At 70.2% G+C, this 23458-nt stretch carries 26 protein-coding genes; 17 read left to right on the top strand and 9 right to left on the bottom strand.

All coding sequences use genetic code 11. The annotated features are described in order from the left end of the window. The first annotated feature begins 49 nt into the window (after nt 1-49). The 3 genes from FM051_RS12485 (at nt 50) to FM051_RS53130 (ending at nt 2182) form a co-directional block, all read left to right on the top strand. Nucleotides 50-1063, top strand: coding sequence for an aldo/keto reductase (locus tag FM051_RS12485; RefSeq protein WP_158843086.1), 1014 nt, complete (start codon nt 50-52; stop codon nt 1061-1063). Nucleotides 1064-1177: 114 nt separating this feature from the next. After that, on the top strand, nt 1178-1765 hold the full coding sequence (locus FM051_RS12480) for a TetR/AcrR family transcriptional regulator (RefSeq protein ID WP_158843085.1): 588 nt from the start codon (nt 1178-1180) through the stop codon (nt 1763-1765). A gap of 282 nt (nt 1766-2047) precedes the next feature. Continuing rightward, entirely contained in the window at nt 2048-2182 is a 135-nt protein-coding gene (locus tag FM051_RS53130) for a hypothetical protein (RefSeq protein WP_274383569.1), read from the top strand. Nucleotides 2183-2260: 78 nt separating this feature from the next. Here the strand turns inward: FM051_RS53130 and FM051_RS12475 are convergent, their stop codons facing one another. Next, nucleotides 2261-3148 (bottom strand): DUF4097 family beta strand repeat-containing protein, encoded by an 888-nt coding sequence (locus FM051_RS12475; RefSeq protein WP_162470702.1) that lies wholly within the window; start codon nt 3146-3148, stop codon nt 2261-2263. A gap of 11 nt (nt 3149-3159) precedes the next feature. Continuing rightward, nucleotides 3160-3699 carry a toxin-antitoxin system HicB family antitoxin gene (locus FM051_RS12470; RefSeq protein WP_158843084.1) on the bottom strand — a complete coding sequence of 180 codons (540 nt, stop codon included), beginning with the start codon at nt 3697-3699 and terminating at the stop codon, nt 3160-3162. A gap of 175 nt (nt 3700-3874) precedes the next feature. Between FM051_RS12470 and thyX the strand changes: the two genes are divergently transcribed. From thyX to FM051_RS12430, 8 genes are all read left to right on the top strand, one after another. Next, nucleotides 3875-4627 carry an FAD-dependent thymidylate synthase gene (thyX, locus tag FM051_RS12465; protein ID WP_158843083.1) on the top strand — a complete coding sequence of 251 codons (753 nt, stop codon included), beginning with the start codon at nt 3875-3877 and terminating at the stop codon, nt 4625-4627. 6 nt (nt 4628-4633) lie between these two features. Continuing rightward, nucleotides 4634-5023 (top strand): ACT domain-containing protein, encoded by a 390-nt coding sequence (locus FM051_RS12460; RefSeq protein WP_158843082.1) that lies wholly within the window; start codon nt 4634-4636, stop codon nt 5021-5023. Nucleotides 5024-5094: 71 nt separating this feature from the next. Then, nucleotides 5095-6546: a serine/threonine-protein kinase gene (locus tag FM051_RS12455; RefSeq protein ID WP_158843081.1), complete on the top strand. Its 1452-nt coding sequence runs from the start codon at nt 5095-5097 to the stop codon at nt 6544-6546. Nucleotides 6547-6555: 9 nt separating this feature from the next. Beyond that, the gene (locus FM051_RS12450) at nt 6556-7176 is read left to right on the top strand and encodes a TIGR03085 family metal-binding protein (protein ID WP_158843080.1); all 621 of its coding nucleotides are present in this window, start codon (nt 6556-6558) and stop codon (nt 7174-7176) included. A 38-nt stretch (nt 7177-7214) separates the two neighbouring features. After that, nucleotides 7215-8111, top strand: coding sequence for a 4-hydroxy-tetrahydrodipicolinate synthase (dapA, locus tag FM051_RS12445; protein ID WP_158843079.1), 897 nt, complete (start codon nt 7215-7217; stop codon nt 8109-8111). Continuing rightward, complete coding sequence (locus FM051_RS12440) at nt 8108-9790, top strand: ribonuclease J (RefSeq protein ID WP_158843078.1); 1683 nt, start codon at nt 8108-8110, stop codon at nt 9788-9790. Before dapA ends, FM051_RS12440 begins: the two co-directional genes overlap by 4 nt. A 110-nt stretch (nt 9791-9900) precedes the next feature. Continuing rightward, on the top strand, nt 9901-10557 hold the full coding sequence (locus tag FM051_RS12435; RefSeq protein ID WP_158843077.1) for an NADPH-dependent F420 reductase: 657 nt from the start codon (nt 9901-9903) through the stop codon (nt 10555-10557). Between the two features lie 62 nt (nt 10558-10619). Then, nucleotides 10620-11843 carry an MFS transporter gene (locus FM051_RS12430; protein ID WP_238412346.1) on the top strand — a complete coding sequence of 408 codons (1224 nt, stop codon included), beginning with the start codon at nt 10620-10622 and terminating at the stop codon, nt 11841-11843. A 192-nt stretch (nt 11844-12035) separates the two neighbouring features. Here FM051_RS12430 and FM051_RS12425 read toward each other — a convergent pair whose 3' ends face one another. Next, nucleotides 12036-12809, bottom strand: coding sequence for a lysophospholipid acyltransferase family protein (locus tag FM051_RS12425; RefSeq protein ID WP_158843076.1), 774 nt, complete (start codon nt 12807-12809; stop codon nt 12036-12038). A 241-nt stretch (nt 12810-13050) separates the two neighbouring features. Between FM051_RS12425 and FM051_RS12420 the strand changes: the two genes are divergently transcribed. Next, nucleotides 13051-15522: a DNA translocase FtsK gene (locus FM051_RS12420; RefSeq protein WP_158843075.1), complete on the top strand. Its 2472-nt coding sequence runs from the start codon at nt 13051-13053 to the stop codon at nt 15520-15522. 190 nt (nt 15523-15712) lie between these two features. Here the strand turns inward: FM051_RS12420 and FM051_RS12415 are convergent, their stop codons facing one another. The 6 genes from FM051_RS12415 to FM051_RS12390 form a co-directional block, all read right to left on the bottom strand. Continuing rightward, on the bottom strand, nt 15713-16144 hold the full coding sequence (locus FM051_RS12415) for a phospholipase (protein WP_162470701.1): 432 nt from the start codon (nt 16142-16144) through the stop codon (nt 15713-15715). Nucleotides 16145-16228: 84 nt separating this feature from the next. Further along, nucleotides 16229-16783 (bottom strand): nitroreductase family protein, encoded by a 555-nt coding sequence (locus tag FM051_RS12410; RefSeq protein ID WP_158843074.1) that lies wholly within the window; start codon nt 16781-16783, stop codon nt 16229-16231. Between the two features lie 8 nt (nt 16784-16791). After that, on the bottom strand, nt 16792-17049 hold the full coding sequence (locus FM051_RS12405) for a hypothetical protein (RefSeq protein ID WP_158843073.1): 258 nt from the start codon (nt 17047-17049) through the stop codon (nt 16792-16794). Next, nucleotides 17046-17378 carry a hypothetical protein gene (locus FM051_RS12400; protein WP_158843072.1) on the bottom strand — a complete coding sequence of 111 codons (333 nt, stop codon included), beginning with the start codon at nt 17376-17378 and terminating at the stop codon, nt 17046-17048. The genes FM051_RS12405 and FM051_RS12400 overlap by 4 nt, the downstream gene beginning before the upstream one ends. Then, on the bottom strand, nt 17375-18226 hold the full coding sequence (locus FM051_RS12395; RefSeq protein WP_158843071.1) for a MerR family transcriptional regulator: 852 nt from the start codon (nt 18224-18226) through the stop codon (nt 17375-17377). Before FM051_RS12395 ends, FM051_RS12400 begins: the two co-directional genes overlap by 4 nt. A 63-nt stretch (nt 18227-18289) precedes the next feature. Then, a complete protein-coding gene (locus tag FM051_RS12390; RefSeq protein ID WP_158843070.1) occupies nt 18290-18790 on the bottom strand; it encodes an amino-acid N-acetyltransferase in 501 nt (166 codons plus the stop codon). Nucleotides 18791-18949: 159 nt separating this feature from the next. On the opposite strand from FM051_RS12390, the gene FM051_RS12385 reads away from it, so the two are divergent. The 5 genes from FM051_RS12385 to FM051_RS12365 are packed head-to-tail and all read left to right on the top strand — an operon-like array spanning nt 18950 to nt 23423. Further along, nucleotides 18950-20353 (top strand): AAA family ATPase, encoded by a 1404-nt coding sequence (locus FM051_RS12385; RefSeq protein WP_158843069.1) that lies wholly within the window; start codon nt 18950-18952, stop codon nt 20351-20353. Between the two features lie 25 nt (nt 20354-20378). Continuing rightward, a complete protein-coding gene (locus FM051_RS12380) occupies nt 20379-20912 on the top strand; it encodes an RloB family protein (RefSeq protein WP_158843068.1) in 534 nt (177 codons plus the stop codon). A gap of 50 nt (nt 20913-20962) precedes the next feature. Beyond that, entirely contained in the window at nt 20963-22372 is a 1410-nt protein-coding gene (gene rimO / locus FM051_RS12375; RefSeq protein ID WP_158843067.1) for a 30S ribosomal protein S12 methylthiotransferase RimO, read from the top strand. A 47-nt stretch (nt 22373-22419) separates the two neighbouring features. Then, entirely contained in the window at nt 22420-22953 is a 534-nt protein-coding gene (gene pgsA / locus FM051_RS12370) for a CDP-diacylglycerol--glycerol-3-phosphate 3-phosphatidyltransferase (RefSeq protein WP_238412385.1), read from the top strand. Then, complete coding sequence (locus FM051_RS12365; protein ID WP_158843065.1) at nt 22950-23423, top strand: CinA family protein; 474 nt, start codon at nt 22950-22952, stop codon at nt 23421-23423. The genes pgsA and FM051_RS12365 overlap by 4 nt, the downstream gene beginning before the upstream one ends. The last annotated feature ends 35 nt before the right edge of the window (nt 23424-23458 follow it).

The following is a 23458-nucleotide window of genomic DNA, read 5'->3' as shown; positions in this document are numbered from 1 at the left end:
TGGGCTGACAAATATTGAAATCTGTCAGCCCAACACGCATACTGGGGTCATGACGAACTCCACGAACCAAGTCACCCGCCGTCGCCGTCTGGGCGCGACGGGCCCGGAGGTCTCGGCGCTCGGCCTGGGCTGCATGGGCATGTCCGACCTGTACGGCCCGGCCGACGACGCGGAGAGCGTGGCCACCATCCACGCCGCCGTCGACGCGGGTGTGACCCTGCTCGACACCGGCGACTTCTACGGCATGGGCCACAACGAGATGCTGATCCGCCAGGCCCTCCGCGACCGGAACCGCGAGGAGTTGGCGATCAGCGTCAAGTTCGGCGCCCTGCGCGATGCCGACGGCGGCTGGCGCGGCAACGACGGCAGGCCCGAGTCGGTCGCCAACTACCTCGCCTACACGCTCCGCAGGCTGGGCACCGACCACGTCGACGTCTACCGCCCGGCCCGCCTGGACCCGTCGGTCTCGATCGAGGAGACCGTCGGCGCGATCAAGGAACAGGTCGAGAAGGGCCACGTCCGCCACGTCGGCCTGTCCGAGGTGGGCGCGGAGACCCTCCGCCGCGCCCACGCCGTCCACCCGATCGTCGACCTCCAGATCGAGTACTCGCTGGTCTCGCGGGGCATCGAGGAATCGATCCTCCCGACCGCCCGCGAGCTGGGCATCGGGATCACCGCGTACGGCGTCCTCTCCCGAGGCCTGATCTCGGGCCACTGGACCCCGTCGCGGGAAACAAGCGACTTCCGCGCCGTCTCCCCGCGCTTCCAGGGCGACAACCTCGACCACAACCTGTCGTTGGTGGAAGCCCTGCGCGCCGTCGCCGCCGAGAAGGGCACCACGGTCGCCCAACTGGCCATCGCCTGGGTCCTCGCCCAAGGCGACGACATCGTGCCGCTGGTGGGTGCCCGCCGCCGGGACCGCCTGACCGAAGCCCTGGGCGCGCTCGACATCACCCTCACCGAATCCGACCTGGCCCAGATCGAATCCGCCATCCCGCCGGGCGCGGCGGCGGGCGACCGCTACGCGGCGGTCCAGATGGCCCACCTGGACAGCGAGCACTGACCGGCGAGCACAAGGCCGGTGAGCACAAGCCGGCGACCACCGACCTTGGTCGAGCCCGCCGTCCGGTGCGCGCACAATTGACCGGACCACTCGGCGACACCAGGGGAGCACCACGTGGCGGAAGGCGCACTGACCGCTGAGGTCATCCTCAGCACCACGGAGGACGTCCTCCGCCGCTACGGCCCGGCCAAGGCGACGGTCGTGGACGTGGCCCGTGCGCTGGGCGTGAGCCACGGCAGCGTCTACCGGCACTTCCCCACCAAGACCGCGCTGCGCGAGGCGGTCACCCAGCGCTGGCTGGACCGCGCCCACGCGGGCCTGAGCGACCTCGCTGCCGGCGACACCCCACCGCCTCAACGCCTCGAGGACTGGCTGGCCGCCCTCTTCGAGGCGAAGCGGCGAAAGGCCCTCGGCGACCCGGAACTGTTCGCCACCTTCTCGGTCCTCGTGAAGGAGAGCAGCTCCGTGGTCGCCACCCACATCAGCCAACTGGAAGAAGACCTGGCCAAGATCATCGCCGATGGCGTGGCCACCGGCGACTTCACCACCGGAGACCCCCACCGCACCGCCCGCGCCGTCTTCGACGCCACCGTCCGCTTCCACGACCCGGCCTACGCCAAGGACTGGTCCCAACCGGACATCGACATCGCGTTCGGCGCCGTCGTTTCCCTTGTCGTGTCAGGACTGAAGTCCACGAGGTGACGTCAGGCCAACACGCCGAGGCGAAGGGCAACAGCCGGTCCTACCAGGCAGGCCGCGACCTGATCACCAATCCGCCCGAGCCCACCCGGTCCGAACCCACCCCGCCGACACCGCCAATCCGGAACCTCCCACCCCGCAACCCCCTTCGCCAGCCGCTCGGAGTCGGTCGCGTTCCTCCGCAAGCGCGGCATCACGGGGCACGCCGACCGCCTCGCCGAACACCTGGGCGACCTTCCCCTGGGCTTGGCGCAGGCGGCGGCGTATATCCCTGACAGTGCTCGTGTGGTCGCCGCTCGTGTGGCCGCCGAGGCACAGGAAGGCAAGCTGGGCCTACTCCGCGCTGCGTTGGAGTTCGCGACGAGATTCCACGGTCCCGGCCACGTGGTGACCGCGCGGATCGCGCTGCTGACGAAGTGACGCTGCGGCGCGCGCATCGGGGGTGCGCACGCCGCAGCGGGTCTCACGCCAGGCCCGCTTTCGGGCCGGCTCCGGTGTTCAGGCCGTGGTCGCGGTGGTTACCAGGGCGGTGCCGCTGCTGGTTCGGCCGGTGATGAAGAGGGACGGTTCGCCTTCCGGCGGGGTGTCCGAGACGTCCAGTTCGCTGCGCGCCGAGCCCGAGCTGGAGACCAGGTCGACCCGCGCCGCCACACCGGGCCGCACGCCCACGCGGACGTCGCCCGAGCCGGTGCCCATCTGGATCCGGCCGGACGCGGCGTCGGCGACGGTGACGTCACCGCTGCCCGTCCGCACCTGGACGTCGTTCTGCACGGCCCCGAGCCACACGTCACCGGTGCCGGTGTAGAGGACAGTGTTCCCGCCGATCGACGACACCTCGATGTCGCCGCTCCCGGTCTTCGCCCGCAGCCCGCCGAGCATCGGCCCCAGCCGCACCTTGCCCGACCCCGAGTTGACCTGTGCCGACGCGTCCGCGCGGTCCGCCGTGATGTCACCCGTGCCGGTCTGGATCTCCAGCCGACCCGCCGCACCGGTCACGGTCACGTCCGCCGCACCGGCCTTGGCGATAACGTGCGACCCGAGCGGCGCACGCACGGTCACGTGCAGCGGCACCGCGCGCAACGGCAGCGCCTTGGACGACTGCACCTTCAACCGCGAGCCGGACAGCTCCACCCGCGCGTCCCGCACCGCCTCCTCCGGACCGGCCGGCTGGCCGCGCCCGCTGCCGAACTGGTCGTTCACCCAGGTCAACAGCCCGGAGAGTCCTTGCGTCCACGAATCAGCGGGCGACGGGTCGTGCTTCACCTCGACGTGCACACCCGGCTCGTCAACCAGGTGCACCCGCACCCGGCCGGCGAGCAGCGCCACGTCGATCTCCACGACACCTTCGACCTCGAAGCTCTGCTGCCGCACGACATCCGATTCCATGATCCCCCTCCTCAGCCCTGAACCCAGCCGCGGACGCGGGAGGACGACGACGAACCGCCGCCGCCCTGCTCGTCCTTCGGCGGCCCCCAGTGCTTGTGACCCCCGCCGTGATGACCCCCACCACGACGCCCGCCGACCGCGCCCTGCACGGCCTGCGCGACGAACGTGTTCAGGGACATCCCCTGCGCCGCGGCCGCCTGTTCGGCCTTGGCCTTCAGCTCGTCCAGCAACCGCAGGGTGACGCGCGTGGCGTCGCCTGAGGCGGGCCGGGGAACTTCCTGCGGCTCGGGTTCGTGTTCCTCCCGAGCGGCCGTGCCGGTGACGACCACCTGCACGTCCCGTCCGTCCAACCGCACGTCGACGACGGGGCCGTCGAGGGCCGCGGTGACCTCCGCGGCCAGGTCGGACAGAGCGTTCATGAGCGCGAGCCGCGCGGCGGGCTCCAAAGCTGCGGACAGCAGGGCCGCGGTGCGCCGGGTGTTGTCGTCCCCGGCGGACGCGGCCGTCGCGAGGTCCTCGCGCAGTGCTGCGATGTACGGCGACAGATCCATGACACCACCATGACGTCATGAGTGACATTAGTCAAGGGAATCGGTGATGTCGTTCATGACATCACCGCTCACCGTGTGACGACCCGCATACCCGCCGGCGAACGGACGCGAGCCCGGCGGCCGAACGGCCGGTCACCAGCAGGCGTGCGTGGTGGCTTCGGTTAGGGTTCGGGCCATGGCTGAGACGGTGGCGCCGAAGGTGCAGTTGATCGCGAAGACGGAGTTCTTCCCCCCGGACGGCGTCCCGTGGTCCACCGACGCCGACGGCGGCGAGGCGCTGGCCGAGTTCGCCGGCCGCGCCTGCTACCAGTCCTGGACGAAGCCGAACCCGGCCACCGCCACGAACGCCGGCTACATCAAGCACATCATCGAGGTCGGCCACCTGTCCGTCCTCGAACACGGCTCGGTCAGCTTCTACCTGACCGGCATCTCCCGGTCGCTCACCCACGAGCTGATCCGGCACCGCCACTTCTCGTACTCGCAGCTGTCCCAGCGGTACGTGCCCGAGCGCAACGCCGCCATGGTCGAGCCGGACGTCATCGCGAACGACCCCGAGCTGCACGAGAAGTTCCTCGCCGCCGCCCAGGCCGGCGTCGACGCCTACAACGAGCTGCTGAAGGGCCTGGAGGAGAAGTTCTCCGACGTCCCCAGCGCCACCCTGCGCCGCAAGCAGGCCCGCCAGGCGGCCCGCGCGATCCTGCCCAATGCCACCGAGACCCGGATCGTGGTCACCGGCAACTACCGCGCGTGGCGGCACTTCATCGCGATGCGCGCCACCGAGCACGCCGACGTGGAGATCCGCGCCCTGGCCGTGGAGTGCCTGCGCCAGCTCCAGAAGGCGGCGGCCAACGTGTTCGCCGACTTCACCATCTCCACCCTGTCCGACGGCACCGAGGTCGCCTCCAGCCCCATGGTCACCGAAGGCTGACGGCCGGTGAAGCGGCTGATCGTCGACGTCCAGCCGGGCGAGTACACGGTCGCGCGGCTCGCCCCGGACGCCCCGGTCCCGGCCGGGCTGCTCGACGCGCCGGGTCTCGTCTCGGTGACCAGGACGCCCGACGAACTGTCCATTGTGTGCCCGGCAGACCACGCTCCGCGGTCGGACACCGCGCAGCCCGGTTGGCGGCTGCTCACCGTGCGCGGTCCGTTGGAGTTCACCCTGACGGGAATCATGGCGGCGCTGTCGGGTGAACTGGCCGCGGCGGGTGTGAGTTTGTTCGCGTTGTCCACTTACGACACCGACCACCTGCTGGTGAAGGCGGGTGACCTGGGCCGCGCGGTGCAGGCGTTGCGCGCGTCCGGGCACGAAGTCACGAAACCGTGAAACCGGATCGGGCGATAGAGGGTCTGAAGTAGCGTTCCGCCCGGTCCGCGGTCGGGTTTCGAGGAGTGACGGTGACTGGTCCCCAAGGTGTGAGCGCCCAACCCCGCGTGATCGCGGGCAGGTACACCCTGCTCGCCGAGCTCGGACGCGGCGGCATGGGCGTCGTCTGGCGCGCGCAGGACAACGTGATCGGCCGCCAGGTGGCGATCAAGGAGCTGCACCTGCCCGACGGCATCGCGCCGGAGGAGCGCCGGGTGCTGGAGGAGCGGGTGCTCCGCGAGGCGCGCACCGCGGGCAGGCTCAACGACCCCGCCGTGGTGACCGTGTTCGACGTGGTCGCCGAGGGCGGCATGACCTACATCGTGATGGAGCTGGTCGAGGCCGCCACGCTGTCCACGCTGATCAACGCGCACGGCCCGATGCCGCAGGACCGGGTCATCTCGATCGCCATCCAGGCGCTGTCCGCGTTGGACTCCGCGCACCAGGCGGGCATCGTGCACCGCGACGTCAAGCCCGGCAACCTCATGGTCACGCCCAACGGCCGGGTGAAGCTCACCGACTTCGGCATCGCCCAGGCCGTGGACGACCCGCGGCTGACGACCAGCGGCAGCCTCATCGGCTCGCCCGCCTACATGTCGCCGGAACGCATCCACGGCCACGAGGCGTCGCCCGCCTCCGACCTGTGGGCGCTGGGCGCGACGCTCTGCTACGCCGTGGAGGGCGCCAACCCGTACGAGCGCACGTCCACCGCGTCCACCCTGAACGCGATCATGACCGAGATGCCCCGGCTGACCAGGGCGAACGGCGTGCTCGGTGCGGTGATCACCGGTCTGCTGATGCCCGACCCGAACGCCCGGCTGACCGGCCCGCAGGCCCGCGCCATGCTGGAACGCGCCGTCGCCCAGCCCACCCCGCCGAACGGTTTCGGCGCGCCGCAGCACCCGACCGTGCACTACACCGCCCCGACCGCCGTGCGGAAGCCGTGGCTGAAGGGCGTGCTGATCACCGGCACGGCGGTGGCGGCGGTGGCGCTTCTCGTCGGCGGCGTGTTCCTCGGCCGGTGGGTGTTCACCGAACAGCCGCCCGCCGCGATGGCTGAGACGATCACCTACGGCGCCGGCGGCACGATGAGCCTCGACCAGTTCGACCTCAACAACGGGGACTGCGGCGACAACTTCCTCGACCCCAGCACCACGGTCAACCGCACCGAGTGCGACGAATCGCACCGAGTCGAGGTCTACGCGGTGTCCCAACCGTTCGGCTCGGAGAAGATGGCCTACCCCGGCGACGAGTGGATCAAGAAGTACGGGGAGAACTTCTGCACGATGTACTTCATGTCCGCGCGCATCCCGTCGGAGGACAAGGAGTCCAGGTTCCGCTATGTCGCCCTGATGCCGACCTCCGGGGAGTGGCAGGTGGACCCGACTTCCTCCTCGTCGTCGGAGAAGGGCCACCGTGAGATCACCTGCGTGCTGTGGAACAAGGACGGCACCGCGCTGTCCGAGCAGGTGTACGCCAAGTAGCTTGGGGCCATGGGCGTCGCGCAGGACGAACGCAGGCAGCTGACCGAACTGTTCCTCCAGGTGGGCCCGGACGCGCCCACCCTGTGCGACCCGTGGCGCACCCGTGACCTGGCCGCGCACCTCGTGCTGCGGGAACGCCGGCCGGACGCGGCGGCGGGCATCGTGCTCAAGCCGCTGGCCGGGCACACCCAACGCGTCCAGGACGCCTACGCCGCCAAACCGTGGGACGAGTTGGTCGAGCTGGTCCGCACCGGCCCGCCCCGCCTCTCCCCGTACGCGCTGGTCGACGAGGCGGTCAACGCCGTCGAGTACTTCGTGCACCACGAGGACGTGCGCCGGGCGAGGGACGACTGGGAGCCACGTTCACCCGATCCGGTACGGGACGCGGCGCTGTGGCAGCGGCTGGCGCCCGCCGCCCGGCTGATGTACCGCAAGAGCCCGGTGGGCGTCGTGCTGCGCCGCCCGGACGGCGAGTCGGTCGTGGCCAGGCGTGGCGCGGACCCCGTGGTGCTGACCGGACAAGTCTCGGAATTGCTCGTGCACGTGTTCGGGCGCGCCGCCGCACACGTGGAGTACGACGGCGACGACAAGGCGGTGCGGCTCGTGCGAGGGCTCGACCGGAGCATGTAGTCGCAGCTTGCGGAGGGTGACGCGGTAGATTTCCACATATGACCGGAAGTCCTACCGCCTCGCCCGGCCGCCCGTTCGGCCGCGTGCTCACCGCCATGGTCACCCCGTTCGACGCCAAGGGGGCGGTGGACCTGGACAAGGCTCAGCACCTCGCCGAGCACCTGGTCGGACTGGGCAACGACGGCCTCGTCGTCAACGGCACCACCGGCGAGAGCCCCACCACGAGCGACGCCGAGAAGGCCGACCTGATCCGGGCCGTGGTGGAGGCGGTCGGCGACCGCGTCACCGTGGTCAGCGGCGCCGGCACGTACGACACCGCGCACAGCGTGCACCTCGCCAAGCAGGCCGAGGCGGCGGGCGCGCACGGGCTGCTGCTGGTCACCCCGTACTACTCGCGGCCCACCCAGGAGGGTGTGTACGCGCACTTCACCACCGTGGCCGACCAGGTGGACGTGCCGGTCATGCTCTACGACATCCCGCCGCGCACCGTCATCCCCATCGCCGTGGAAACCCTGCTGAGGCTCGCCGAGCACCCGCGTATCGTCGCCGTGAAGGACGCCAAGGGCGACCTGCTCGCCGGTAGCAAGGTCATCGCGAACACGGATCTGGCCTACTACTCCGGTGACGACCCGCTGAACCTGCCGTGGCTGTCGGTCGGCGCGGTCGGTTTCGTCAGCGTCATCTCGCACATCGCCGCGGACCGGCTGCGCGACATGCTCGACGCGTTCGAGTCGGGCGACGTCGCCGGCGCGACCGCGATCCACCACTCGCTGCTGCCGCTGCTGCGGCCCTTCAGCCGGATGCCCGGCGTCACCTACGCCAAGACCGCGCTGCGTTTGCGCGGCGTCGACGTGGGGGACCCGAGGTTGCCGCTGGTACCCGCTTCAACCGAGGACATCGAGGCCGTACAGGCCGAATTGGGAGTCAACGCGTGATCAACCCGAACTCACCCCCGCCCGCACTGCCAGACGGAGGTCTGCGCGTCGTCGCTCTGGGCGGAATTGGCGAGATCGGCCGCAACATGACGGTGTTCGAGCACGCCGGCCGGCTGCTCGTCGTGGACTGCGGCGTGCTGTTCCCCGAGGACGACCAGCCGGGCGTCGACCTGATCCTGCCGGACTTCCGGGCCATCGAGGACCGGTTGGACGACATCGACGCGCTGGTGCTCACCCACGGGCACGAGGACCACATCGGCGCGGTGCCGTTCCTGCTCAAGCTGCGCCCGGACCTGCCCGTCGTGGGCTCGCGGTTCACCCTGGCGCTGCTCGCGGCCAAGTGCAAGGAGCACCGCCAGACGCCCCGGCTGATGGAGATCACCGACGGCGAGCGGCGCTCGTTCGGGCCGTACGAGCTGGAGTTCTTCGCGGTCAACCACTCCATCCCGGACGCCGTCGCGGTCGCCATCCGCACCTCGGCCGGCCTGGTGCTGCACACCGGCGACATCAAGCTCGACCAGCTGCCCCTGGACGGCAGGCTGACCGACCTGGCCGGGTTCTCCCGGCTCGGCGACGAGGGCGTCGACCTGTTCCTGGTCGACTCGACCAACGCCGAGGTGCCGGGGTTCGTCGCGCCGGAGCGCGAGATCGGGCCGGTGCTGGAGAACGTCATCCGCAAGGCCAACCAGCGGGTGATCGTGGCGTGCTTCGCCTCCCACGTGCACCGCGTGCAGCAGGTGCTGGACGTGGCCGTGCAGTACAACCGGCGGGTCGCGCTGGTCGGCCGGTCGATGGTGCGCAACATGGGCATCGCGGCCGAACTCGGCTACCTGAACGTGCCGGACGGGCTGTTCGTGGACCTCAACGAGGCCATGGACATGCCCGAGGACCAGGTGATGTTCGTGTCGACCGGGTCGCAGGGCGAGCCGCTGTCGGCGCTGTCCCGGATGGCGCGCGGCGAGCACCGGCAGATCTCGATCAAGGCCGGTGACACGATCGTGCTGGCGTCGTCGCTGATCCCGGGCAACGAGAACGCGGTGTTCGGCGTGGTCAACGGCCTGGCCAGGCTCGGCGCGACGGTCGTGCACCAGGGCAACGCCAAGGTGCACGTGTCCGGCCACTCGCCCGCCGGTGAGCTGCTGTTCCTCTACAACGCGGTGCGGCCGTCGAACGTGCTGCCCGTGCACGGCGAGTGGCGGCACCTGCGGGCGAACGCGGCGCTGGCCGTGGCGACCGGCGTGAGCGAGGAGCGGGTCGTCATCGCCGAGGACGGCGTGGTGGTCGACCTGGTCGACGGCAAGGCCGCGATCAGCGGCAAGGTCGAGGTCGGGCACGTCTACGTGGACGGTCTGTCCGTCGGCGACGTCGGCGAGTCGACGCTGTCCGACCGGCTCGTGCTCGGCGAGGGCGGGTTCATCGCCATCACCGTGGCCGTGGACTCCACCAACGGTCGCGCGGTCGCGCCGCCGACCGTCTCCGGCCGCGGGTTCTCCGACGACCCGAAGGCCCTCGACCAGGCCATCTCGCTGGTGGAGATGGAGCTGTCCCGCACCGAGGCCGAGGGCATCACCGACTCGCACCGCATCGCCCAGGCCGTGCGCCGCGTGGTGGGCCGCTGGGTCGCCGAGACCTACCGCCGCCGGCCGATGATCGTGCCGACCATCATCCCGGTGAACTGACCTCCCGCTGCCCCGGGCCCACGAGCGTTCGCGCTGGTGGGCCCGGTTCGCGTGCACGGCGTAGCTTTGGTGCACCCCGAGTGGACGGACGTGTCCGTGGAGGTGGCGTGATGAGGATCGGCGTGCTCGGCACCGGCACGGCGGGCCAGGCCCTGGCGGGTCGGCTGTCCGAACTCGGCCACGACGTGCGGATGGGCACGCGTGACGTGGCCAAGTCCCTGGCCAGGCCGGACGAGGCGTTCGTGGCCTGGCGCGGTGAACACCCGGCGGTCGAGCTGGAGACCTTCGCCGCGGCGGCGGTACGTGCCGAGGTGGTCGTCAACGCGGGCAACGGGAACGCGGCCCTCGACATCCTCGCCGCCGCGGCCCCGCTGGACGGCAAGATCGTGCTCGACGTCGCCAACGCGCTCGACGCCTCCAGCGGCTTCCCACCCGCCATGTCGGTCAAGGACACCGACTCGCTGGGCGAGCAGATCCAGCGGGCGCACCCCGGAGCACGCGTGGTGAAGGCGCTGAACACCGTCGCCGCCCACGTGATGGTGCACCCGGACCTGGTGGCCGGGGCGGACCACACGGTGTTCGTCTCCGGGAACGACGGTGAAGCCAAGGCGGTGGTGGCCGGACTGCTCGAGCAGTTCGGCCACACCGACGTCGTGGACCTGGGCGACATCACCACGGCTCGCGGCGCCGAGATGTACCTGCCGCTGTGGCTGCGCCTGATGCAGTCCCTGGGCACCGCGACGTTCAACATCAAAGTCGTGCGCTGACGTGACTGGCAGCTAGCGGACAGCCCGCCGGTCCCGCAGCGTGCCGCCGACACGATGTGTGAGTGAACCGCCGCAACGCATCCGTGATCGCGGTGTTCGGTGTTCGCGAGTTCCGGTTCCTGTGGTCGGCGGAGCTGCTGTCGATCTTCGGTGACCAGCTGGCACGGGTGGCGCTGGCGGTGCTGGTGTACGGGCGCACGCAGTCGGCGCTCTGGTCGGCGGCCGTCTACGCGTTGACGTTCCTGCCCGCGTTGCTCGGCGGGGTGTTGTTGTCGTGGCTCGCCGACCGGTTCCGGCGGCGTGCGGTCATGGTCGGCGCCGACGTGGCGCGGGCCGTGCTGGTCGCGGCGATGGCGATGCCGGGGCTGCCGCTGTGGGCGTTGTGCGCGTTGCTGGTCGTCGTGGTTCTGCTGGGTTCGCCGTTCGCCGCCGCCCAGGGCGCGTTGCTGCCGGACGTGCTGCCCGGCGAGCTGTACGACCGAGGCCTCGCCGTCCGGCAGATGACCAGTCAGGCCGCGCAACTGGTCGGGTTCGCAGGTGGCGGTGTGCTGGTCGCCGCGATCAGCCCGGGGCTCGCGCTGGTGGCCGACGCGGTGACGTTCCTGCTGTCCGCGGCCCTGATCCGGATCGGTGTGGCGAACCGGCCCACGCCCACCGCGACGCGGGACACCGGGGGTTCGGTGCGCGGGGTGATCACCTCGATCGCCGCCGACCCGCGGCGCCGTGTCCTCGTCCTGCTGGCGTGGCTGGTCGGCTGGTACGTCGTGCCGGAGGCGCTCGCCGCCCCCTACGCCGACCAACTCGGCGCGGGACCGGCGGTCGTCGGTGTGCTCATGGCCGCCGATCCGTTGGGCAGCGTCCTCGGGGCCTGGCTGTTCGTCCGGTACGTGCCCGCGCACCACCGCGCCCGGCTGGTCGGCGTGCTCGCGGTCTGCGCCGGGATTCCGCTGGTGCTGTGCGCGTTCCGGCCGGGTCTCGTGCTCACCTTCGCCCTGTGGAGCCTGTCCGGCGCGGCGTCCACGGCGTACCTGCTGCAAACCCAGTCGGGCTTCGTCCGGGCGACCCCCGACGCCGACCGGGGCCGTGCCATCGGAGTGGCGGCCTCGGGCATCGTCGCCGCGCAGGGCATCGCGGTGTTCATCGGCGGGGTGATGGCCGACCTGTGGGACCCGGCGATCGCGACCGCCGTGGCCGGTGCGACGGGTGCGCTGTGCTCGTTCGCCTGCGCGGTGGCTTGGCGCCGCGCGGACCAACCACCCGCCGACGTCGCGCCGACGGGTGGCTGATCAGGACCTCACCAGCTCTTGTTGCGCACGACCTCGCGCCAGTTCTTGCCGCGCCAGTTCTTGCCGCGCGCCGCCCAACCACGGTTGCGCATAGCAGTACCTCCTGTTCCGGTGAGCCGGGTTGCCCACCGGAATCCAGCCTGCTTCGTCACCGAGCGCCGGAGCCGGACGTGACCGGTTCCGGTCAGCTGCTCACTCCGGGCGCCACGGGCTCCTGCCCGTCGTCGGCCGCGTGGGGTCGTGGAACTTCGGCAGGTCCGGCTCGTCGATCCGCAACGGCACCAGGCCCGCCGTGATCGCGCGCATGATCCGCTCGTGCGCCCGCCGCGCGTCACCCGGCTTGCCGTCCTCCAGACCCGACAGGTCCACCGGCTTGCCGAAGTGCACCTTGAACGTCGGCCGCCGCCGCAACCCACGCAGGTAGGACGTCAGGTACGGCTTGAAGTCGTCCCATCCGCTGACCCCGGTGTTGCCCCAGTACACGGCCTCGTGCGCGCCCCACTGGCTGACCGGGATCACCGGGATGCCGCCGCTCAGCGCGAGCCTCGCCGCACCCGTCTTGCCCCGCTCCGGCCACAGCCCCGGATCGAGGCTGATCTTGCCCTCCGGGTACATGGCGATCGGGTCGCCGCCGCGCCGCAACGCCTCGACGGTGCGGTCGTAGGCCGTGCCGACGTCGGCCGCCGCGCGGTCCACGCGCAGGTGGCCGGACGCTTTCAGCGCGGGCCCCATGATCGGTGCGTCGAGCAGCCCGCCCGCGAGCAGGAAGCGCGGCGCGACACCCATCCTGCGGCACGCCGCGATCAGCACGAACGGGTCGAGGTTGCCGATGTGGTTGGACGCGAGCAGCAGGGGACGTCCCCTGAGGTCCGCCGGGATGTCACCGGTGACTTCGAGTCGTCCGCTGAGGCCGACGAACCCTTGGTCGACGGCGGTCAGCACGCGCCACAGCAGTGGTGTGGACACGACGGGCAGGCTACGGCGTGTCGAGGTGTGGGCGCAGCGGGTTCCGGGCAGTGTTGCATTGCCGCTGCTCCGCAGACGGCGGGCGAGGTCGCCCAGAGGTCGGCCGCTCGCGCCTGATTTTCCGACGATCGAAAAGCGTGATCGCCGGAAAATGAGTCACGAACGACCGACGCGACCTCGCGGCGGGCGGGACCCTCGCTGTAAGTGGGGCTGCTGGGGCTGTAGGGACTACCGTAGACACATGGCCGGCCGAACTGGGACCTCGCGCAAGGGCACGACCCGCAGCACCGGATCCGGGTCGAAGCCCCGCTCCAGCGCGTCCAAGCCGGCCGCCAAATCCGCTGCCAAACCGGCCGCCAAGCGCGCGCCCGCCAAACGCGCCCCGGCGAAGAAGTCCTCCGGTTCCGTAGGCAGGGTGTGGGGTCTGCTCGGCCGCGGTGTCGGCTCGATCGTCCGCGCGGTCGGCCGGGGCAAGGAACTGGACCCGGCGCACCGCCGTGACGGCCTGGCGCTGGTGCTCATCGCGCTGGCCGTGATCACCGCCGCCGGCGTGTGGTGGCAGGCGGGCGGACCGGTCGGCCAGTGGGTCGACGTCGCCGTGCGCAGCTCCGTCGGCGGCCCGGCGGTGATCCTGCCCGTGGTGCTGCTGGCGGTCGGCGTGACGCTCATGCGCACCGACCCGAACACCGAGGCACGGCCGCGCCTGGTCATCGGCACGATCCTGGTCACCGTCGGCTTCCTCGGCATGTTCCACCTCGTCGGCGGCCTGCCGATGGACCCGATCGCCCGCCGCGACGCCGGTGGCGCCCTCGGCTACCTCGCCGGCGGTTTCCTCGCCCAGGGCCTCACGCCGTGGGTCGCCGGACCGCTGCTGGTGCTGGTCTTCGGCTACGGCGTGCTGCTGCTGGTGCACCTGCCGATCCGCGAGGTGCCCGCGAAACTCGGCGGCCTCCTGCACCGCAAGGCCGACCGGTTCGACGGCTTCGAGGACGAGGAGGCCGAGCCGGAGCCGGAGCCGAAGCCGGTCAAGCTGCGCCGCCCGTCCCGCAACCGCCGCCAGGCCGTCGCCGCCGACGAGCAGCAGCAGCCCGAGCTGCCGCTGGACGAAGAGCCGCCGCCACCGCCGCCCGTGAAGCCCGCGCCGAAGCCCAAGGCGACTCCGGACACCGCGAAGACCGACACGAAGACCGACACGATCGCCGTGCGCGCCGTCGAGGGCGACTACCGGCTGCCGCCGCCGACGATCCTCAAGGACGGCGACGCGCCGAAGGCCCGCAGCAAGGCCAACGACCTGATGATCGAGGCCATCAGCGGCGTGCTCGACCAGTTCTCCATCGACGCGCAGGTCACCGGCTTCACCCGCGGCCCGACGGTCACCCGGTACGAGGTGGAGCTGGGTCCGGGCGTGAAGGTCGAGAAGATCACCGCGCTGACCAAGAACATCGCCTACGCGGTGGCCACCGACAACGTCCGGCTGCTGGCGCCGATCCCCGGCAAGTCCGCCGTCGGCATCGAGGTGCCCAACAGCGACCGCGAGATGGTGCGGCTGGGCGACGTGCTGCGCTCGCCGTCCACGGTCAAGGACAACCACCCGATGGTGATCGGGCTGGGCAAGGACATCGAGGGCCACTTCGTCACCGCGAACCTGACCAAGATGCCGCACCTGCTGGTCGCGGGCTCCACGGGTTCCGGCAAGTCGAGCTTCGTGAACTCGATGCTGGTGTCGCTGTTGGCGCGGGCCACCCCGGACGAGGTCCGGATGATCCTGATCGACCCGAAGATGGTCGAGCTGACGCCGTACGAGGGCATCCCGCACCTGATCACGCCCATCATCACCCAGCCGAAGAAGGCCGCCGCCGCGCTGGCCTGGCTGGTCGAGGAGATGGAGCAGCGCTACCAGGACATGCAGGTCAACCGGGTTCGGCACATCGACGACTTCAACCGCAAGGTGAAGTCGGGTGAGATCACCGCGCCGCCGGGCAGCGAACGCGTCTACCGGCCGTACCCGTACATCATGGCGATCGTGGACGAGCTGGCCGACCTGATGATGACCGCGCCGCGCGACGTCGAGGACGCGATCGTCCGGATCACCCAGAAGGCGCGTGCGGCGGGCATCCACCTGGTGCTGGCGACGCAGCGGCCGTCGGTGGACGTGGTGACCGGCCTGATCAAGACGAACGTGCCGTCGCGGCTGGCGTTCGCCACGTCGTCGTTGACCGACTCGCGGGTCATCCTGGACCAGCCGGGCGCGGAGAAGCTGATCGGCATGGGCGACGGCCTGTACCTGCCGATGGGCGCCTCGAAGCCGGTGCGCGTCCAGGGCGCGTACGTCGGGGACGACGAGATCTCGGAGATCGTCAACTTCACCAAGGACCAGGCGCAGCCCGAGTACACCGATGGTGTGACGGCGGCGAAGGCGTCCGAGAAGAAGGAAGTCGACGCCGACATCGGTGACGACCTGGAGCTGCTGATCCAGGCGGCCGAGCTGATCGTCACCTCGCAGTTCGGCTCGACGTCCATGCTGCAGCGCAAGCTGCGGGTGGGTTTCGCCAAGGCCGGGCGGCTGATGGACCTGCTGGAGACGCGCGGCGTCGTCGGCCCGTCCGAGGGTTCGAAGGCACGTGAGGTCCTGATCAAGCCGGACGAACTCGACTCGGTCGTCTACCTCATCCGGGGTGGCGGCGGCGGGGAACCCGCGGAAGACGACGACTGACCTCCGGTGACCACGCGCGGGTCACCGGGGACGGATCGCGCGTTGCCCGGAGTCGGAGGAACTTGCGGCCCTTGGGCACCGCGACCTCCAAAGCAGGGGTCCTCGCCACCGGGCGAGAACCCCTGCCGAGCGTCCTGCCGTGCGGTCGGAGATCCTCGGTTCCGTTCGCAGGGAAGCGTGTGCGAGGGCGTCAGCTCGCGCCGAACTCCCGCACGGCCTGGTAGTACAGGTCGGCCGTCCGGTTGCACGCCCAGTTGCCGGCGCACTGGTTGTACATGTCGGACTTGAACTTGTTGTCGATCGTCAGCCGGGTCGACTCGGTGAACCGGCCCTGCCGCTTGTAGTTGCGGTAGCCGAAGTCGTGCCGGTGGCAGGCCGGCAGGAACTTGAACCCGAACGGGTTGTCCGGCGACCACGAGCAGCCGTCCGACGACCAGTCGAGCTGGTCGCTGTACGGCGTCTGCGACCGGAGCGAGCTGAACTGCGACAGGGTCTTGCTGAACATGTAGTCGTCGGTGACGGCGGGCGCGTTGATGGCCGCCTGACCGGTACCGGCTCCGACCAGCAGGGCGAGCGAGGCGACTACCACGGCGAACGTGTTGCGCAGGGATTTCGCGAGCACTGTTCTTCCCCCTCGTTTTCGGGCTTGAGGGGTTCATACCTGCCCGCGATCAACGGCCGACAGCCCCAATCGGCTCATACCGCGTCAACGACGGGTGAACGTCCGACCACCGGCGACCACCGCCGCCAACCGCACCGGCCGGCCCCGCAGTCCCAGCAGCGCCAACACATCGGCGTCCGCCGCACCGCCGATCAGGTACCCGCCGAGCCGCTGCTGGGCCATCCGGAGGCAGACAGACTGGGCCGCCGCGCCCGCTTCGAGCAGGCCGAACAGTCCACCGCGCTGCCCGTACTCGCCCAACACCGGCTGGTCCACCAGGACGAGCGCCGGCACCAGCTCGGGTTCGGCGTCGGCGGCGAGGACTTCGCGCAGCCGCACCCAGTCCGGTGACGGCCCGACGTCCTGCACGGCGTGCAGCGGCGTGAGGTCGGGGACAGGACGCGCACGCGCCGCAGGCCAACGGCCGCCGCTGTTCCGGCGTGTGGAGGCTGAACTCGTCCAGCCGCCGGCACGCGCCGTCGCCGTCCGGTTCGGTGACCGTCTCCAGTGGACTGCGCGCGGCGGCGTGCCGCCGGTCGCGAACGGCTCGGGCACGGCGGCGAAGCCGGGAAAGTCCACATCGGACAGAGTGTGCGGCACCGGCGTGATCACGTCGCGCGTCTGCGGTAGTAGTCCGTCACCCACGGCCCGATCACGCCCGCCGCCAGCACGTACCCGAACGCCACCAGCGCCACCAGCGGGCCCGCGAGCGTGAACGCGGACACCACCACCAGGCAGTCCACGACGAGGAACAGCACCCAGAACACGAACCGCTTCACCCCGGACCGCATCGGGTGCCTGCCGATCGAGCGGTCGTACCGGTACCCCGCGCACAGGCCGACCAGCCCGCCGATGAGCGCGATCACGCCGCCGCCCTCCGCACGTAGAAGCGGCGGACCTGCCATCCGGCAGTGCCGAGTTCAGCGGCTTGTCCGGCACGGGTAGGCCCGCCGGGCGCAGCGGCGCCCAGCGACCGGAGCTGCGGCAGGTGCGCAGGGACCGGCGCGCTGAGCCGTTCCGGGTCGAGTGGGCGAGCCGAACCCCTCCGTACCGGCTCGAACAACCCGACCGACACTTGTGCTTCGGCACTGGGCACATCAGAGAGGAGGTACGCGAGATCCGCCCCGGCGTGCACGACCAGGCCTTCGTCCTGCACCTGGGCGCGCCAGGCCGGGTCCGGCACGAGGGCGGTCATCCGACCGGCTCGTCGTGGTCGTCCCCCCGGTCGAGGAACCGCTGGATGGTCGGTTCGTCGGGGATCTCGTCCTCTTCGGTCTCGATGAGACGTTCGGCGATGGGCACCGGTTCCTCCACCCAGGCGGGCTGGAAGTCGTCGCTCGGCAGGAGTTGGTGGCGGCGGGCGAACTCCTCGGCGGCCTCCCGGATGGACTCGCGCAGCGTGCCGATGACCACCGTCTCGGCGGTGTAGGTCAGCTCCACGAGGAGTGCGCGCATCCGGTCGAGTTGGTCGTCCTGGTCCGCGTTGTCGGCCAGTTGCGGCCACAGCCGGCGTTCGAACACCTCGACGAAGTCGGCCGCGATGGCGTCGGTGGCCGTGCGGAGGTTGGCGAATTTGTCCAGCACGTCGTCACTGGGGACGCTCAGCGCGGCGAGCCGGTTGCCCGCCTCCAGCGCCCAGCGGCGGACGTGCGGCCAGCCGTGCCGCCAGCGGACCAGGCCGAGCTGGACGGCGCGGCGCAGGACGCGCGGCCGGACGTCGCCCAGCGGCACGAGTCGGCTGATGTCGCGGACCTTGATCCGGACCCAGTCGTCCGGGCCTTCCGCCTCGCCGACGCCCAGCACCGCCGCGACGCTCGCGCCCTTCTCGCGCGCCCGCACCAGTTCGGCGATGGCGGGCAGCGAGAAGCCGCGCGACTGGAGGCGTTGGACGAGGGTGAGGCGTTCCAGGTGGGAGGCGTCGTAGTAGGCGACGCGGCCCTGCCGGCGCGGCGGGTGCAGCACGCCTTTGGTCTGGTACATGCGGATGGTGCTGCCGGGCAGGCCCACCCGGACCGCCAGCTCGTCGACCGTCAACTGCTCCACGACGCCGATCCTGACGGGTCGGCTTTCGCTGAGTCAAGACTCTTCGAGTGTTTACTCGAATAGTTACAGGTGTAGGAGCATGCGCGTGTTGCCCAGGGTGTTCGGCTTCACGTACGAGAGGTCGAGGAACTCGGCAACACCCTCGTCGGCCGACCGCATGATCTCCTCGTAGACCTCGGAGGACACCGGCGTGCCGTCGATCTCCACGAAGCCGTGCTTGCCGAAGAAGTCGGTCTCGAAGGTGAGCACGAACAGCCGCTCCAACTGCAGCTCACGGGCGGTCGCGATCAACCGGTGCACGATCCGGTGGCCGATGCCCCGCCCCAACGCCGTAGGCGACACGGCCACCGTGCGGATCTCCGCCAGGTCCTCCCACAGCACGTGCAGCGCGCCGCACCCGAGGACCTCGCCGTCTTCCTCGGCGACCCAGAACTCCTGGATGTCCTCGAACAGCGTCACCAGCGGTTTGGCCAGCAGCACCTTGCCGGCGTACGCGTCGATGAGGGCCTTCATCGCCCGCACGTCGCCGGTGCGGGCGCGACGCACGTTGATCGGGTCGTTCACGCGCTCAACGTAACCTTCCGCTGCTCGCGGGCCTTACTCGGCGGTCGACATGGTGAAATATCCCCTGACTGAACACTAGGGCCGCTTTCGTGCGGTTTACTGGCAGAGATCGGGTCGAAACTTCGCTGTCGGAGGTGTCGGATGCTCCGGAGCTTCAGGATGGGCAACCACCGGTCGTTCCACGACGAGCAGGAGCTCTTGCTCATGCCCGTGTACGCCAAGGACCGCGAGGTGCTGCCCGTCGCGGCCATCTACGGCGCCAACGCCTCGGGGAAGTCGAACCTGCTGGACGGGCTGAAGTTCATGGCCGATGCGGTACGCGACTCGTTCGCCCAGTGGCGACCGGGTGGCGGCGTGCCGCGCCGACCGTTCAAGCTCGACCCAGCCGCCAGGGAGCAGCCGTCGATCTTCGTCGCGGAGATCGTGGAGGGCGGCGTGCGCTACACGTACGGCTTCGAGGTCGACGACGAGCGCGTGCTCTCGGAGTGGCTCTACAGCTATCCGGAGAAGCGAAAGCGCGTGCTCTTCGATCGCTCGCGCGATCATGTCAAGTTCGGCAAAACCGTTACTGACGCGACTTTCAAGATGGAAGTGCTTGAAGAACTCCTGCGCCCGAACGCACTCTTCATCAGTCTCGCGGCTCAATCCAATGTGGCGGCTCTGGTTCCGGTGTATCAATGGTTCACCAGGAGGTTGAGCTTTCGATTGGATGGAGAACCGTCCAACTTGGAAGCCGGTGTGGCGCACTTCCTGCGCGAGTATCGGTCTCTGCATGATCAATTGGTCGAGTTGTTGTCTGTCGCAGATTTCGGTATCTCGGATATCGGTTTGAACCCGGAAGCTGGCCTGGACTTGTTGGTGGATCGGTACAAGGTCGAGGCTGGGCACAATCAGCGCTTGCTTGTCGGGTTGCGAGAACGGCTGGCGACGATTGAGGGGCAACGCGCTGGTCGACATCGCTCTGATCAACTCGATGATGAACGTCGTGCGATTCATCATGAGATAACACATGTCCAGGAAAGGTATTTCGACTCGCGCAACAGGCTGGATCAGTTGGAGCGCGAGGTCGAGCGTGGGCGGCATCAGGTTCGGCTTTCTCATGGTCGTGGTAGCGAGCTCTTCCGGCTGGACGAGGAGTCAGCAGGCACCCGGTCGTGGCTTGGCCTGCTCCCTGCGGTGCTGCTCGTGCTGCGTGAGGGTGGCGTTCTCGTGATCGACGAGATCGACGCCAGCCTGCACTCCCTGCTGTCCGCGCGGCTCGTCGCTCTGTTCAACGATCCCGAGACCAATGTGGCGGATGGTCAGCTCATCTTCACCACGCACGACGCGACCTTGCTTCACCCGCCGCTGGCCGACGAGGTATTGGATCGCGACGAAGTGTGGTTCGTGGAGAAGGACCAGAAGGGTGCGAGTACTCTCCATCCGCTGAGCGATTTCAAACCTCGCCGCGAGGACAATCTGGAGCGGCGTTACCTTGCCGGCCAGTACGGTGGTGTCCCGCACGTGTACGAAGAGCACTTCGTGAACGCCGTACGGGATGGCGTCGCCGATGGCAGGGCGTGAGAACTCGCAGCGTCGGTCGAGGCGGATGGTTCCCGCGCGCAGGAACAACGTGCTCGTGGTCAGCGGCGGGGAAAAGACCGAAAGTCAGTACTTCTCCGGGCTGCGGCTCGCTCGGCGGGTGCCGATCACGGTGAAGTGCAAGGCCGACGCGCCGCACAACCTCGTCAAGTACGCCGCCAAGCTGCGCGACCAGTACCGCGAGGAGTTCCAAGCCGTGTGGTGCGTGGTCGATGTGGACAATTTCGACATACCGCTCGCAATGCGGCTCGCGGACAGCATGAAGGTCAACCTCGCGGTGTCGAACCCGTGTTTCGAGCTGTGGCTCCTCCTGCACTTCGCGGACCACCGCGCCCACGTCGCCGACTACCGGGCGGCCCGGGACCTGCTCGCCCGGCACGTTCCCGCCTACGACAAGAAGCTCGACTACGCCGCGTTCGACCCGGGCATCGAGGACGCCATAGCGCGCGCCGCACTGCTCGGGCCCGACAACCCGGCCACGGACGTCGGGCGACTCGTCGACGCGGTCCTCCGTACCTGCCCTGAACCCCCACGGCATTGACGACGCCCGGCCGGCCGACCGGGGGCGGTGCGCCGGTTACGCTGGGCACCGTGTCTTCCCCCACCACGTCCAAGCGCGTCGCCATGCTGACCCTCGGGTGCGCCCGCAACGAAGTCGACTCCGAGGAACTCGCCGGCCGCCTCACCGCCGGCGGTTGGGAGCTGGTCGACGACGAGGCCGACGTGGTCGTGGTCAACACGTGCGGTTTCGTGGAGTCCGCCAAGAAGGACTCCGTGGACACGCTCCTGGCCGCCGCCGACAGCGGCGCGAAGGTGGTCGCGGTCGGGTGCATGGCCGAGCGTTACGGCACCGAGTTGGCCGACAGCCTGCCCGAGGCCAACGCCGTGCTCGGCTTCGACCACTACGCGAACCTCGCCGAGCGGCTGGACGACGTCCTCGCCGGTGAGGCCATCGAGTCGCACAAGCCGGTCGACCGGCGCACCCTCCTCCCGCTCACGCCCGTGCAGCGCCCCAAGGCCGCCGAGGACGTCCAGGTCCCCGGCCACGGCTGGGGCCCGCGCGTGCTGCGCACCCGCCTGGCGGACACGCCCGTCGCACCCCTGAAGATCGCCTCCGGCTGCGACCGCCGCTGCTCGTTCTGCGCGATCCCGTCGTTCCGCGGCGCGTTCGTGTCCCGCCACCCCGACGAGGTGGTGGCCGAAGCGATGTGGCTGGCCGAGCAGGGCGTCCGCGAGGTGTTCCTGGTCTCGGAGAACTCCACCTCCTACGCCAAGGACCTGCCGCGCGAGCTGGGCGGCCTGGAGCAGCTGTTGCCCAGGCTCGCCGCCGTCCCCGGCATCGACCGGGTCCGCGTGTCCTACCTCCAGCCGGCCGAGACGAAGCCGACGCTGGTCAAGGCCATCGCCACCACCGAGGGCGTCGCGGACTACTTCGACATGTCCTTCCAGCACTCCAGCGAGCCCGTGCTGCGCCGGATGCGGCGGTTCGGGTCCACCGAGTCGTTCCTCGGCCTGGTCGAGCAGATCCGGGCGCTCGCGCCGAACGCCGGCATCCGCAGCAACGTCATCGTCGGCTTCCCCGGCGAGACCGAAGAGGACGTCGCCGAGCTGGAGCGCTTCCTCACCTCCGCACGGCTGGACGCGGTGGGCGTGTTCGGCTACTCCGACGAGGACGGCACCGAGGCCGAGGGCCTGCCGGACAAGCTGGACGCCGACACGATCACCGAGCGCGTCGCCCGCATCTCCAACCTGGTCGAGGAGCTGACCTCGCAGCGCGCCGAGGACCGCGTGGGCGACGAGGTCGTCGTCCTGGTCGAGACCGCGGAGGACGACGACAACGACTGCGTCGGCCGCGCCGCCCACCAGGCGCCCGAGGTCGACGGCGAGTGCGTCATCACGAACGCCGACGGCCTCGAGGTCGGCGACCTGGTGCGCTGCCGGGTCGACGCGTCCGAGGGTGTCGACCTGGTCGTATCCGCGATCGAGGTGCTCCCGAGGTGACCGAACCCGCGCGCGTGCCGGTGCTGAACATCGCCAACGTGCTGACGATGTCCCGGCTGGTGCTCGTGCCGGTGTTCCTCTACCTGCTGTTCGCCGAGGGCGGCCACGAGTTCTGGTGGCGGCTGTCGGCGTTCGGCGTGTTCGCCGTCGCGTCGGTCACCGACCACGTGGACGGCAACCTGGCCCGCAAGCTCGGCCTGATCACCGATTTCGGCAAGATCGCCGACCCGATCGCGGACAAGGCGCTGACCGGCGCCGCGCTGGTGGGCCTGAGCCTGCTCGGCGAGCTGCCGTGGTGGGTGACGGTCGTCATCGCGGTGCGCGAGCTGGGCGTGACGCTGCTGCGCTTCTGGGTCATCCGGCACGGCGTGATCCCGGCCAGCCGCGGCGGGAAGGCCAAGACGCTCGTGCAGATCCTCGCCATCGGCCTGTACCTGCTGCCGCTGCCGACCTGGCTGGACCCGCTCGCGGTGGCCACCATGGGCGCGGCCGTGGTGCTGACCGTCGTCACCGGCGTCGACTACGTGATCCGCGCCTTCCGGCTGCGGGCGCGGGGGAAGCGGGCGGTGGCCGGGGCGTGAGCGCCGCCGACGTCGTCCGGGCGCTCAAGGAGCGCGGTGAGACGGTCGCCACCGCCGAATCGCTGACCGCGGGCCTGGTGACCGCCGAGCTGACGGACGTGCCGGGCTCAAGCGCCGTGGTGCGCGGCGGGCTCGTGGTCTACGCGACGGACCTCAAGCACACGCTCGCGGGCGTGGACGCGACGCTGCTGGCCGAGCACGGCGCGGTGCACCCCGAGGTGGCCCGGCAGCTCGCCGAGGGCGCACGCGAGCGCTGCGGCGCGACGTGGGGCCTCGGGCTGACCGGAGTGGCCGGACCGGACCCCCAGGACGGGGTCGCGCCGGGGACAGTCCACATCGGTTTGTCCGGTCCGTCCGGTTCGTTCGTCGAGACGCTCACTCTCGGTGGTGACCGTCACGAAGTTCGGGTGAGATCGACATCGGCCGTCCTGGACCTCCTGCGCAGCCACCTGAAGATCCCCGTCGAGTGACGTGAGCAGGGCGTTCCCCGTCACACCCGAACACG

This window comes from Saccharothrix deserti (assembly GCF_009769385.1).
Taxonomy (GTDB): domain Bacteria; phylum Actinomycetota; class Actinomycetes; order Mycobacteriales; family Pseudonocardiaceae; genus Actinosynnema; species Actinosynnema deserti.
The sequence above is the reverse complement of the archived record's forward strand: the minus strand, read 5'-3'. Positions and strand labels throughout refer to the sequence as shown.